Below are 13,031 nucleotides of genomic sequence, written 5' to 3'. Positions count from 1 at the left end.
CACTCTGATCGTTCGAGTGCCAGAGAGCCCCCGCTCAGTGTACGGCCGGGCGGTAAGCCCCTGGCAAGGGAGGCCCGCCAGGGTAGCGTCGCCGCATGGACGTGCGTTGGGAAGAGTCCGGCTGGGAACGGCTGACGGGACGGGCCGGCCGGCGGCGGCTGCCGGTGTGGGACTGCACCGTGGGGCTGGTGGTGGGCGAGGATTCGGTCCTTCTCATCGACCCCGGTTCGTGTGTACGCGAGGGCGCGCAGGTACGGGCCGAGGCGGAGCGGCTGACGGGCCGGCGCGTGACCCATATCGCATTCACGCACGGTCATTTCGATCACGTCCTCGGCGGGGCGGCCTTCGCCGAGGCCGAGGTCTTCGGGGCGGTCGGGCTGGCCGCACTGCTGTCGACGGGACGCGAGGAGCTGCGCGGGGACGCGGTACGGCACGGGCTCGCGGCGGCGGAGGCGGCGGAGGCGGTGGACCTGCTGGTGCCGCCCGGGCACGCGGTGTCGGGCGAGTGGACGCTGGAACTGGGCGGCGTGCAGGTGCTGCTGGCCAACGTGGGGCCCGGGCACACCGGGCACGACCTGGCCGTCTTCGTGCCGGGCGAGCGCGAGGTGGTCTTCTGCGGGGACCTGGTCGAGGAGTCGGGCGAGCCCTCGGTGGGGCCGGACGCCAGGCCGGGGCAGTGGCCCGCGGCCCTGGACCGGCTGCTGTCGCTGGGCGGTGACGACGCACTGTACGTGCCGGGTCACGGAGCGGTGGTCGGGGCGGACTTCGTCCGTGCCCAACGCGCCACACTGGCGGCCCGTTTCGGCGTGTCGCAGGCGTGACGCGCGCGGCTCTCCTACTGTCGGCCGGATGCGCGAGTACTCCCCCGACCTGACCCCGCAGTGGAAGCGACCCAAGGCCGTGCCGGAGGTGGCGGCGGACGCGGACCTCGTGGTCGAGGTGGCCGGTACGGACTTCTGCGGCGCGGTGGTGGCCTGCGAGGCGGGCACGGTGACCCTGGAGGACCGCTTCGGCAAGCGGCGGGTGTTCCCGATGGAGCCGCGCGGGTTCCTGCTGGACGGCGCCGTGGTCACCCTGGTCCGCCCCGCACGCAGGCCCTCCGGGCCGCTCCTGACGGCCTCGGGCTCGCTGGCCGTGCCCGGGGCGCGGGCGCGGGTGGCGCGGGCCGGCCGGATCTACGTCGAGGGCCGGCACGACGCGGAGCTGGTGGAGCGGGTCTGGGGTGACGACCTGCGGATCGAGGGCGTGGTGGTGGAGTACCTGGAGGGCATCGACGACCTCCCGGCCGTCGTCGCCGACTTCGCCCCGGCCCCGGACGCCCGCCTCGGCGTCCTGGTCGACCACCTCGTCCCGGGTTCGAAGGAGTCCCGTATCGCGGCGTCGGTGACCTCGCCGGACGTCCTGATCGTGGGCCACCCGTACGTGGACGTCTGGCAGGCGGTGAAGCCGTCCGCGCTGGGCATCCCCGCGTGGCCGGTGATCCCGCCCGGCCAGGACTGGAAGACGGGCGTCTGCCGGGCCCTGGGCTGGCCGGAGAACACGGGCGCCGCCTGGCAGCACATCCTGTCCCGGGTCACCTCGTACCGCGACCTGGAACCCACCCTCCTGGGCTCGGTGGAACACCTCATCGACCACGTCACGGCCTGACCGACCCCGCCGGCTCCTCTTTCAGCCCCGTCGGCACCCTCCCAGCCCCGCCGGCGCTTGAGGCGATCCTTCAGCCCCGCCGGCGCTTGAGGCGATCCTTCAGCCCCGCTGGCGCTTGAGGCGCGGGGGTCCGGGGGCAGCGCACCCGGCAACGGCGCCGCAGGCCGGTCAGTCCACCAGGTCCCGCACCACCGCGTCGGCCAGCAGCCGCCCCCGCAGGGTCAGGACGGCCCGCCCCGCCTCGTACGGGCCAGGGTCCAGCAGGCCGTCCGCGAGGGCCTTGCGGGACGCCGCCAGCCCGGCCGGGGCCAGCAGGGTCAGCGGGACCCCGTCCACCAGCCGGAGCTCCAGCAGGATCCGCTCCACCCGCCGGTCCTCCTCCGCCAGGAGCTCCCGTCCCGCGCCCGGGGAACGGCCCTCCGCCAGCGCCGCGGCGTACGCGCCCGGGTGCTTCACGTTCCACCACCGGACCCCGCCCACGTGCGAGTGCGCGCCCGGTCCCGCGCCCCACCAGTCGGCGCCGCGCCAGTACAGCTCGTTGTGCAGGCAGCGGCCGGCCTCCGAGGTGGCCCAGTTGGAGACCTCGTACCAGGAGTACCCGGCCTCGGCCATGACCGAGTCCGCGATCAGGTACCGGTCGGCGTGGACGTCGTCGTCCGTCATCGGGACCTCGCCGCGGCGGATCCGCCGCGCCAGCTGCGTGCCCTCCTCGACGATCAGCGCATAGGCGCTGATGTGGTCCGGCCCGGCGCCCAGCGCCGCCGAGAGGGTCGCCCGCCAGTCCTCGTCCGACTCCCCGGGCGTGCCGTAGATCAGGTCGAGGTTGACGTGCTCGAAGCCCGCCGCCCGCGCCTCCGCGACGCATGCCTCGGGGCGCCCCGGCGTGTGGGTGCGGTCGAGCACCTTCAGGACGTGCTGCTTGGCGCTCTGCATGCCGAAGGAGACCCGGTTGAAGCCCCCGGCGCGCAGCTCGGCCAGGTACTTGGGGTCCACCGACTCCGGATTGGCCTCCGTGGTGATCTCGGCGTCCTCGGCCAGGCCGAATTCGTCCCGGATCGCCGCGAGCATGCGTACGAGGTCGGCGGCGGGCAGCAGCGTGGGCGTGCCGCCGCCGACGAAGACGGTCCGGACTTCGCGCGGGTCGTCCCCGAGCACCTTCCGCGCCAGCCTGACCTCGTCGATCAGGGTGTCGGCGTAGTTCTCCCGGGAGGCGAGCACACCGCCGGTGCCCCGCAGCTCGGTGGCCGTGTAGGTGTTGAAGTCGCAGTAGCCGCAGCGCGTGGCGCAGTAGGGGACGTGCAGGTAGAAACCGAGCGGCCGCTCCCCCGCGCCCGCCAGGGCATGCGACGGCAGCGCGCCGTCTTCGGGCATGGGTTCACCGTCGGGGAGTGCGGAAGGCATACCCCCATCATCCCGCACCCACCACACCGCCCGGCCCCACGCACGTCCAGCCCCGGCGGCGTCACGTCCGGCCCCGCCGTCGTCACGTCCGGCCCCGCCGGCGTTTGAGGCGCGGGATCCGGGGCGGAGCCCCGGGGAACGGGGCCCGGCGGGGCGGTCCGCCGCCCCGCCCTGCCAAGCCCGCGGCAGGCGCTACGCCTCGCGGGACCCCTCGTACATCTCCTCGATCAGGTGCTTGAACTCACGCTCGACCACCGGCCGCTTCAGCTTCAGGCTGGGCGTGAGGTCGCCGTGCTCGACGTCGAGGTCGCGCGGCAGCAGCCGGAACTTCTTGACCGTCTGCCAGCGCTGCAGGCCCTCGTTCAGGGTCTGTACGTACGTCTCGATCAGGCGGTTGGTCTCCGGCGCCGCCAGGACCTCTCCGTACGTCTTGCCCTCCAGCCCGTTCTCCGCCGCCCAGGTCAGGATCGACGGCTCGTCGAGGGCGATCAGCGCCGAGCAGAAGTTACGGTCGGCGCCGTGCACGACGATCGTCGACACGTACGGGCAGATCGCCTTGAACTGGCCCTCGATCTCCGCCGGGGCGACGTACTTGCCGCCCGAGGTCTTGATCAGGTCCTTCTTGCGGTCGGTGATGCGCAGGTAGCCGTCGGCCGACAGCTCGCCGATGTCGCCCGTGTGCAGCCAGCCGTCGGACTCCAGGACCTCGGCGGTCTTGTCCGGCTGCCGGTGGTAGCCCTGCATGATGCCGGGGCCGCGCAGCAGGACCTCGCCGTCGTCTGCGATGCGGACCTCGGTGCCGGGGAGCGGCTTGCCGACCGTGCCGGTGCGGTAGGCCTCGCCCGGGTTGACGAAGGAGGCCGCGCTGGACTCGGTCAGGCCGTAGCCCTCCAGAATGTGGACGCCCGCGCCGGAGAAGAAGAAGCCGATCTCGGGGGCCAGGGCGGACGCGCCGGAGACGGCGGCGCGCAGCTTCCCGCCGAAGGCCTCGCGGAGCTTGGAGTAGACGAGCGCGTCGGCGATCTTGTGCTTGGTGGTGAGGCCGAAGGGGGCGGTCGCCTGGCCGGTGCGGCGGAAGTTGTCCTGCGTGACCTTCGCGTACTCGCGGGCGACGCCGGCCGACCACTTGAAGATCTTGTACTTGGCTCCGCCGGCGGCGCGGGCCTTGGCCGCCACGCCGTTGTAGACCTTCTCGAAGATGCGCGGAACGGCGGCCATGTACGTCGGCTGCACGATCGGCAGGTTCTCGATGATCTTGTCGATCCGGCCGTCGACGGCGGTCACGTGCCCGGCCTCGATCTGCCCGGAGGTCAGCACCTTGCCGAAGACGTGGGCCAGCGGCAGCCAGAGGTACTGGACGTCCTCCTTGCCGATCAGCCCGGTGGCGACCATGGCCTTGGCCAGGTACGACCAGTTGTCGTGCAGCAGCCGGACGCCCTTGGGGCGGCCGGTGGTGCCGGAGGTGTAGATGAGGGTGGCGAGCTGGTCGGAGGTGATGGCCCCCACCCGCTCCTTGACCGCCTCGGGGTGCTTGGCGAGGTACTCCTTGCCGCGCGCCTCCAGCTCGGCGAGCGAGAGCACCCAGCCCTCGGGGTCTCCTTCGGCGGCGACCGCGTCCTCGGCGTCCAGGACCACGACGTGGGCGAGGTTCGGCAGGTCGGCGCGGCGCTCGCGCGCCTTCGCCAGCTGCTTCGCGTCCTCGGCGATGAGCACCCGGCTCTCGGAGTCCGAGAGGATGAACGCCGACTCGTCCGCATTGGTGCTGGGGTAGATGGTGGTGACCGCACCGCCGGCGCACATCACGCCGAGGTCGGAGAGGATCCACTCGACCCGGGTGTTGGAGGCGAGCGCGACGCGCTCCTCCGTCTGGACGCCGAGAGCGATCAGCCCGGCGGCGATGGCGAACACCCGCTCGGCCGCCTGCCCCCAGCTGAGTGATTTCCAGTCGTCGGCGCCGCCCTGGCCGCCGGCCGCCGGCACCGGGTACCGGTAGGCCTCGTCGTCGGGCGTCGCTGCGACGCGCTCAAGGAAGAGCACCGCCACGGTGGGCGGGCGGTTCTCGAGATAGGTCTGTGTGTCGCTCACGACATCCTCCGGACCGATCCACGCGGTAGTGCGTGGGCGTGGGGCGCTGGGGGGCGCTGGGGACTGGCGGGTATGCAGCCGTTGACTTTTTAAACTGGCGAGTAACCATCGAGCAGTGATCAGACTAGAGCGCGACCGGCGCGTGCGTAAGGGCCCGCAAGCAGCCGCTTCATAACGAAACAGGCCCCCGCACCTGAGTGCGGGGGCCTGTTTGCGTCGGGTGACGGCGGGGCAGCTACTTCTTCTTGCCGCCGGACTCGTCACTGGAGAGGACGGCGATGAAGGCCTCCTGCGGGACCTCCACGGAGCCGACCATCTTCATCCGCTTCTTGCCTTCCTTCTGCTTCTCCAGCAGCTTCCGCTTACGGGAGATGTCACCGCCGTAGCACTTGGCGAGAACGTCCTTGCGGATGGCGCGGATGGTCTCGCGGGCGATGACGCGGGAGCCGATCGCGGCCTGGATCGGCACCTCGAAGGCCTGCCGCGGGATGAGCTCGCGCAGCTTGGCGACGAGGCGCACGCCGTAGGCGTAGGCAGCGTCCTTGTGCGTGACGGCGGAGAAGGCGTCGACCTTGTCGCCGTGCAGCAGGATGTCGACCTTGACCAGGCTGCCGGACTGCTCGCCCGTGGGTTCGTAGTCCAGGGAGGCGTAGCCGCGCGTCTTGGACTTCAGCTGGTCGAAGAAGTCGAAGACGATCTCCGCGAGCGGGAGGGTGTAGCGGATCTCGACCCGGTCCTCGGAGAGGTAGTCCATGCCGAGGAGGGTGCCGCGGCGCTGCTGGCACAGCTCCATGATCGCGCCGATGAACTCGGTGGGCGCGAGCACGGTGGCCCGGACGACCGGCTCGAACACGTCCGAGATCTTGCCCTCGGGGAACTCGCTCGGGTTGGTGACGGTGACTTCCTTGCCGTCCTCCATGACCACCCGGTAGACCACGTTGGGCGCGGTGGCGATCAGGTCGAGGCCGAACTCGCGCTCCAGGCGCTCACGGACCACGTCCAGGTGGAGCAGGCCGAGGAAGCCGACGCGGAAGCCGAAGCCCAGCGCCGCCGAGGTCTCCGGCTCGTAGACGAGCGCGGCGTCGTTGAGCTGCAGCTTGTCCAGGGCCTCGCGCAGGTCCGGGTAGTCCGAGCCGTCGAGCGGGTAGAGGCCCGAGAAGACCATCGGCCGCGGGTCCTTGTAGCCGCCGAGGGCCTCGGTGGCGCCGTTGTGCAGGCTGGTGATGGTGTCACCGACCTTGGACTGACGGACGTCCTTCACGCCGGTGATGATGTAGCCCACCTCGCCGACGCCGATGCCGTCGGACGGGGTCATCTCCGGGGAGGAGACACCGATCTCCAGCAGCTCGTGGGTGGCACCGGTGGACATCATCCGGATGCGCTCGCGCTTGCTCAGCTGCCCGTCGACCACACGGACGTACGTGACGACGCCACGGTACGAGTCGTAGACGGAGTCGAAGATCATGGCGCGGGCCGGGGCGTCCTTGACGCCGACCGGGGCCGGGACCGTGGCGACGACCTTGTCGAGCAGCGCCTCGACACCGAGACCGGTCTTCGCCGAGACGCGCAGCACGTCCTCGGGCTGGCAGCCGATGAGGTTCGCGAGCTCCTCGGCGAACTTCTCCGGCTGGGCGGCCGGCAGGTCGATCTTGTTCAGGACCGGGACGATCGCGAGGTCGTTCTCCATCGCCAGGTACAGGTTGGCGAGGGTCTGCGCCTCGATGCCCTGGGCGGCGTCCACCAGGAGGACGGTGCCCTCGCACGCGGCGAGGGAGCGCGAGACCTCGTAGGTGAAGTCGACGTGCCCGGGGGTGTCGATCATGTTGAGGATGTGGGTGTTGCCCTGACCCTCGCCCGTGGTGGGCGCCCAGGGCAGTCGGACCGCCTGCGACTTGATCGTGATGCCGCGCTCACGCTCGATGTCCATGCGGTCGAGGTACTGGGCGCGCATCTGCCGCTGGTCGACCACACCGGTGATCTGGAGCATCCGGTCGGCAAGGGTCGACTTGCCGTGGTCGATGTGCGCGATGATGCAGAAGTTGCGGATCAGCGCCGAGTCGGTACGGCTCGGCTCGGGCACGTGGCTGGGGATCGCGGGCACGCAGTGTCCTGGTTCTCGGTCGCAGTCGGAAGCATTTGCGGAGCGTCGGTCGGAGCGAAAGTCCGGCTCCCGTCGCTGTCGGCGGCGCGATGTCGGATCTATACGCAGACTCCCATGGTCCCATGGACGGGGCAGTGCGCTCGGTTTGGGCCGCCCGTAGCGCGCCTGGTAGCCTGGGCAGCTGTGTCTTGTATGCCCTCTCAGCTGTCAAGACACAATCCGAAGATCAAACTCTGAACCTGAAAAGGCTCTTTCGTGGCGAACATCAAGTCCCAGATCAAGCGGAACAAGACGAACGAGAAGGCGCGCCTGCGCAACAAGGCCGTCAAGTCCTCGCTCAAGACCGCGATCCGCAAGGCCCGCGAGGCCGTCGTCGCCGGTGACGTCGAGAAGGCCACCGTGGCTTCTCGCGCTGCCGCGCGTGCGCTCGACAAGGCTGTCTCGAAGGGTGTCATCCACAAGAACGCCGCCGCCAACAAGAAGTCGGCGCTGGCCACCAAGGTTGCCTCCCTGCAGGGCTGAGCTCCCTGATGTGAACGCCGGAAGGGACCCAGTGGGCCCTCTCTCCCGCTCCTGACCGGCACCCCGCTCCGCACACGAAGCGTTCGCCACGCGGGTGCGGCGCAACCAGAAGTAACCGAAGGCCCCGGCCTCCACCCTTCCCCAGGGCGGTGGCCGGGGCCTTCGTGCTGCTCCGGCGAGGGCTGCACCGGGCGGGCTCAGTCGTAGATGTCCTGCGGCAGCACGCGGTGCGGCAGCGGCCGGCGCCAGTCGCCGTCGCGGGCGACGAGGATCCGGCGGGCCAGGGCGCGCACCTCGCTCCAGGCCGGCTCGGCCGTCAGCGAGTCGGCCCACAGGCCTGCGCGGCCGAGGACGTCCGCCTCGCCGAGGATCCGGCCGATGGCCCGGAGGTCCCGCAGGGCCTCCGGTTCGAGGGTCCCCCGCTCCGCCATCCCCTCGGCCAGGTGCAGGACGAAGCCGACGTCCTCGGCGACAGGACCGCTCTTCACCCCGTGCTCACCGGCCCAGGCCAGCTGATCCGGGGCGTCGGCGGCGAGGACGGCCAGCAGCCTCGCGAAATACCGCGCCCAGTAGTCGGCATCGCCGCCCATGTACGACGTCGCTACCGGCGCTGGGGGCGGGCCGCGCGGGCCACCGCGACGACGGCCTTCTCCAGGGCGTACTCGGGGTCGTCGCCGCCGCCCTTGACCCCGGCATCTGCTGCAGCCACGGCGCGCAGGGCGTCCGAGACCCCGTCCGCCGACCAGCCGCGCATCTGCTGGCGGACCCGGTCGATCTTCCACGGGGGCATACCCAGGTCCCGGGCGAGGTCGCCGGGGCGGGCTCCGCGCGGGGCGGAGGCGAGCTTGCCGATCGCGCGGACCGCCTGGGCCAGGGCACTGGTGATCAGGACCGGCGCCACCCCGGTGGACAGGGACCAGCGCAGGGCCTCCAGGGCCTCGGCCGCACGCCCCTCGACCGCCCGGTCGGCGACCGTGAAGCTGGATGCCTCGGCCCGGCCCGTGTAGTAGCGGGCTACGACGGCCTCGTCGATGGTGCCCTCGACGTCGGCGCACAGCTGCGCGGCGGCGCTCGCCAGCTCCCGCAGGTCGCTGCCGATCGCGTCCACCAGGCTCTGGCAGGCCTCCGGGGTCGCCGACCGGCCGAGCGTGCGGAATTCGCCCCGCACGAAGGACAGCCGGTCCGCGGCCTTCGTCATCTTCGGGCAGGCGATCTCCCGCGCGCCCGCCTTGCGCGCGGCGTCCAGCAGGCCCTTGCCCTTGACCCCGCCCGCGTGGAGGAGGACCAGGATGATCTCCTCGTAGGGCGCGGCGAGGTAGGCCTTGACCTCCTTGACCGAGTCCGCGGACAGGTCCTGCGCGTTGCGCACGACCAGCACCTTGCGCTCGGAGAAGAGCGAGGGGCTCGTCAGCTCGGCGAGCGTGCCGGGCTGCAGCTGCTCGGAGGCGAGGTCGCGGACGTCCGTGTCGGCGTCGGCGGCGCGGGCGGCCGTCACCACCTCGCGCACGGCACGGTCGAGCAGCAGCTCCTCCTGCCCCACCGCGAGGGTGAGCGGGGCAAGGGGATCGTCGGTGGAGTTCTTCCTGGTGGCCATCGGCTCCAGCATCCCACGCCGCACTGACAGCCCCCCGCCCCGCGTGCCCGAGAATGGTCGCGTGAATGTGCGACATGTACTCGTCCTGCCCGACCGCGACGCCGCCGAGGAGGTGGCCCAGGAGGCTGCCGACCGCTTCGGCCTCCCGGAGGAGCCGCAGTTGTTCCGCGACGCGCTGGCCGGCGAGGACGACGCCGAGGACGCCCAGTGGCTGGTGATCGTCGAGGATCCGCAGGAACGGCTCGACACCACCTCGCTGGACGGCCTCGCCGCCGAGTACGAGGGCTGGCTGGAAGCCCCTTAGGGGACCGCGCGTCAGGCCTTGCGCACGGCCTGGACGTCCAGCGTCACTTCCACGCTCGAACCGATGGCCGCGATCCCGTGCGCCAGCATCGACTGCCAGTTCAGGGTGAAGTCCTCGCGGTGCAGCTCGGTGGTGGCCTGGCAGGCCGCCCGGAGCTCGCCCTCCAGGCCCGTGCCCAGACCCAGGTACTGGGTGTCCAGGGTCACGGACCGGCTCACCCCGTGGAGGGTCAGCGCCCCGGCGACGGCCCAGCTGCTGCCGCTGCGGTGGATGAAACGCTCGCTGTAGAACTCCACCGTGGGATGGCGGACCGCGTCCAGGAAGTCCCCCGACCTCAGGTGGTCGTCGCGCAGCCGCACCCCGGTGTCGATGCTCGCCGCATCGATGATCACGTGCATGGAGGAGTCCTCCATGCGCTCGGCTATCCGCACCGCCCCGGCGAACGTGGTGAACCGGCCGCGGATCCGGGCCAGGCCGATGTGGCGGGCCGTGAAGCCGATGGACGAGTGCGTCGGGTCGAGCTCCCAGTGGCCGGGCTGCGGCAGCAGCGGCGGCTCCACCGTGTCCAGGATGATCTCCGCGGTGCCGGGCTGCCCCGGGTCCCCCACGATCGTCACCCCGTGGAAGGGCGCGTACCCCTCCGCGGTCACGGAGAGCCGGTACTCCCCCTCCGGTACGGCCACGGCGAAGCCGCCGAACGGGTCGGTCTCGCCGCTGACGATGCGGCGGCCGATCGGGTCGGTCACCTCGAACGTGGCCTGCCGGACCGGTCGGTGGACCGTGTCGAGAACCCGGCAGCTGAGCAGACGCGCCGTCGGCGGGAGCGTCAGTGTCGCGGATGTGGACGGGCTGGAACTTCCGGCCGTCTCCATCCCCCGTCGGCGACTGAACATGGCTGATGCACCCCCGTGCTGTGTGGACTTGGACCGTTCTGGCGAAGAGGCATTCGATCATGCTGTCGGGTTGTGGGCAAACAGAGTGGTCGCGCCCGGTATGACCGCGCCGGTTCCGCCGCCACCTGGCCGGAAATGAACGTAGCCGAACTCCGCTTCCGGTGACGGCGATCGAGCCGTCGGTGTCGGTACGCAGCACGGTCGCCCCCAGCTCCCGCAGCCGGGCGAGCGTACTCGGCGCGGGGTGTCCGTAGCGGTTGCCCACGCCGACGGGAACGAGCGCGAGCCGTGGCCGGATCCGGGCGTACAGCTCCGGGTCCTGGTGCGCGGAACCGTGATGGGCGACCTTGAGGACGTCCACCGGGCCGAGGCCCGGATGGGCCCTCAGGAGGGCCTGCTGCGCGGGAGGTTCGAGGTCGCCGAGCAGGAGCAGGGTCAGCCCCGCGCCGCGCACCAGCAGGGCGACGCTCGCGTCGTTGGGCCCCTCGGGCGGAGGTCCGGCCGGCGGCGGCCAGAGCACCTGCCACTCGAACGCCCCGGCCCGGCGCCGCTCCCCCTGCACCGCCTTCACGATCGGCACACCGGCGGCAGCCGCGGTCCGCCGTACGAACTCGGCCTGCCCCGGCGGGTCTTCGAGCGTGGTGGCCTGGATCACAGCCACGGATCGGCCCCGCAGCACCCCCGACAGGCCTCCCACATGGTCGGCGTGAAAATGCGTCAGCAGGAGCAGCGGCACGCGGTGCACGTCCAGGGCGCGCAGGCAGTCGTCCACCGGTCCGGGTTCCGGGCCGGCGTCCACCACCAGGGCCTCCCCCGGGCCGACGGAGAGCACGGCGGCGTCCCCCTGCCCCACGGCGCACTGGACGTAGCTCCAGTCGGGCGGCGGCCAGCCGGAGAGCGTACGGGCGAGCTGCGGCGGCCGCAGTACGGCCAGGAGCAGCAGCACCGCCAGGGCGGAGCAGAGCCACCCGCGCCCGCGGAACCGGGCACCGGCGACCACGACGACGGCCAGGGTGGCGGCGGCCAGCAGCACGCCCCCGGTGAGACCGCCCGGCCACGGCACCTCCGCGCCCGGGAACCGGGCCCCGGCCCGGGCCACCCCCGCGATCCACCCCGCCGGCACCGCCGCGCACCGGGCGAGCAGCTCCGCGGCGGGCATCCACACCGGAGCCACCGCGAGCGCGGCGAAGCCGAGGACCGTCGCGGGACCGGCCGCCAGCTCGGCCAGCAGGTTGCACGGCACCGCCACCAGGCTGACCCGGGCGGCGAGCACGACCACCACGGGCGCGCACACCGCCTGCGCGGCCGCTGCGGCCCCCAGCGCCTCGGAGAGCCGCGGTCCCGCCCCGCGGCGCCGCAGGGCGTCGCTCCACCGGGGAGCGAGGGTGAGCAGCGCCCCGGTGGCCAGTACGGAGAGCAGGAAGCCGTGGCTGCGCGCCAGCCACGGGTCGTAGAGCACCAGCAGCAGCACCGCGGCGCCCAGGGCCGGGATCAACGACCTGCGCCGTCCGGTGGTGATGGCCAGCAGGGTGACCGCCCCGCAGGCAGCGGCCCGCAGCACGCTCGGCTCCGGCCGGCACACCACCACGAAGGCGAGCGTCAGGGCCGCCCCGCACAGGGCGGTCACTCGCAGCGAGAGGCCGAGCCGGGGTGCCAGCCCGCGCCGTTCGGCCTGCTGCGCGCGGGCCGGGGGCCCGATGAGCAGGAACAGCACCACGGTCAGATTGGACCCGGAGACGGCCAGCAGGTGCAGCAGGTCGGTGGCTCGGAAGGCCTCGTGCAGGTCGGACGCAACCCTGGACGTGTCCCCGACGACCAGCCCCGGCAGCAGGGCCCTGGCATCCGGTGCGAGCCCCTCGGTGGCTTCGCGCAGCCCGGCTCGCAGCCGCCCCGCGAGCCGCTGGACGGTGTCCGGGCCGCCGGTCACCCCGGGCGGGGTGTCACCGGCCGGCCGGAGCAGCGCCACGGCCCGCTCCCCGCCCTGCGCCGGAGCCAGCCGGGCGACGGCCACCACCCGGGTGGAAGGCTGCAGCCGGGCCCATCCCGGATGCCCGGCCAGCACCCGCACCGGGGTCTCGACCCGGGTACTCGTCCCGTCGGGCCCGGTCACCCGGGTCACCACCGCGTCCAGCACCACCACCGGCGGCCCGCTCGCGCTCCGGGCGGCCCTCGGGTCGGAGCCGACGGTGAGCTCCGCGAGGACGCGGGCGTGCTCCTGTGCCAGCCCGGCCACCGGCCCGGCCCGCGCCTCGGCCCGCTGGAGCCCCGCCACCCCGGCCCCGGCCGACGCGCACAGCAGGGCCGCCGCCGCGGCCGGGGCGAGCCGCCACCGCGGCCCCGGACGCCGGCACGCGCCCAGCATCAACAGGCCCGCGCAGACCATCCCCAGGGCCACCCCGAGGGCGGTCCGGTGGACGGGCATGTCCAGGGCGAGGGCGGCCGCCGCCCAGGCGGCCCCGGCGGGCACCGCGAGGCGGAGGTCCG

The 13,031-nt window shown here is 72.7% G+C and carries 10 protein-coding genes and 1 pseudogene; 4 read left to right on the top strand and 7 right to left on the bottom strand.

Annotated features, from left to right (window positions below):
* Nucleotides 1–95 precede the first annotated feature (95 nt).
* Both ACZ4YL_RS05275 and ACZ4YL_RS05270 read left to right on the top strand, forming a co-directional pair.
* On the top strand, nt 96–821 hold the full coding sequence (locus tag ACZ4YL_RS05275; RefSeq protein WP_468113868.1) for an MBL fold metallo-hydrolase: 726 nt from the start codon (nt 96–98) through the stop codon (nt 819–821).
* A gap of 28 nt (nt 822–849) precedes the next feature.
* Nucleotides 850–1,647: a DUF3097 domain-containing protein gene (locus tag ACZ4YL_RS05270; RefSeq protein WP_468113866.1), complete on the top strand. Its 798-nt coding sequence runs from the start codon at nt 850–852 to the stop codon at nt 1,645–1,647.
* Nucleotides 1,648–1,815: 168 nt separating this feature from the next.
* Here the strand turns inward: ACZ4YL_RS05270 and hemW are convergent, their stop codons facing one another.
* From hemW to lepA, 3 genes are all read right to left on the bottom strand, one after another.
* The gene (gene hemW, locus ACZ4YL_RS05265) at nt 1,816–3,048 is read right to left on the bottom strand and encodes a radical SAM family heme chaperone HemW (RefSeq protein WP_468113864.1); all 1,233 of its coding nucleotides are present in this window, start codon (nt 3,046–3,048) and stop codon (nt 1,816–1,818) included.
* Nucleotides 3,049–3,240: 192 nt separating this feature from the next.
* Complete coding sequence (locus ACZ4YL_RS05260) at nt 3,241–5,133, bottom strand: AMP-dependent synthetase/ligase (protein WP_468113862.1); 1,893 nt, start codon at nt 5,131–5,133, stop codon at nt 3,241–3,243.
* A 235-nt stretch (nt 5,134–5,368) separates the two neighbouring features.
* A complete protein-coding gene (lepA, locus tag ACZ4YL_RS05255; RefSeq protein WP_382543731.1) occupies nt 5,369–7,234 on the bottom strand; it encodes a translation elongation factor 4 in 1,866 nt (621 codons plus the stop codon).
* A 255-nt stretch (nt 7,235–7,489) separates the two neighbouring features.
* Here lepA and rpsT point away from each other — a divergent pair, with 255 nt between their 5' ends.
* The gene (gene rpsT, locus ACZ4YL_RS05250; protein ID WP_030384651.1) at nt 7,490–7,756 is read left to right on the top strand and encodes a 30S ribosomal protein S20; all 267 of its coding nucleotides are present in this window, start codon (nt 7,490–7,492) and stop codon (nt 7,754–7,756) included.
* Nucleotides 7,757–7,953: 197 nt separating this feature from the next.
* Here the strand turns inward: rpsT and ACZ4YL_RS05245 are convergent, their stop codons facing one another.
* Complete coding sequence (locus tag ACZ4YL_RS05245; protein WP_468114106.1) at nt 7,954–8,346, bottom strand: hypothetical protein; 393 nt, start codon at nt 8,344–8,346, stop codon at nt 7,954–7,956.
* A gap of 11 nt (nt 8,347–8,357) precedes the next feature.
* Complete coding sequence (holA, locus tag ACZ4YL_RS05240; protein WP_314244843.1) at nt 8,358–9,350, bottom strand: DNA polymerase III subunit delta; 993 nt, start codon at nt 9,348–9,350, stop codon at nt 8,358–8,360.
* Between the two features lie 61 nt (nt 9,351–9,411).
* Here holA and ACZ4YL_RS05235 point away from each other — a divergent pair, with 61 nt between their 5' ends.
* Nucleotides 9,412–9,654, top strand: coding sequence for a hypothetical protein (locus tag ACZ4YL_RS05235; protein ID WP_468113859.1), 243 nt, complete (start codon nt 9,412–9,414; stop codon nt 9,652–9,654).
* A gap of 11 nt (nt 9,655–9,665) precedes the next feature.
* Here the strand turns inward: ACZ4YL_RS05235 and ACZ4YL_RS05230 are convergent, their stop codons facing one another.
* A complete protein-coding gene (locus ACZ4YL_RS05230; RefSeq protein WP_468113857.1) occupies nt 9,666–10,547 on the bottom strand; it encodes a YceI family protein in 882 nt (293 codons plus the stop codon).
* A 136-nt stretch (nt 10,548–10,683) separates the two neighbouring features.
* A pseudogene (locus tag ACZ4YL_RS05225) lies at nt 10,684–12,909 on the bottom strand (ComEC/Rec2 family competence protein); the annotation flags it as partial.
* Nucleotides 12,910–13,031: the final 122 nt, after the last annotated feature.

It is taken from the genome of Streptomyces sp. NPDC030021, from assembly GCF_055574035.1.
Note: the sequence above shows the minus strand (reverse complement) of the source record. Positions and strands in the feature narration are given on the sequence as shown.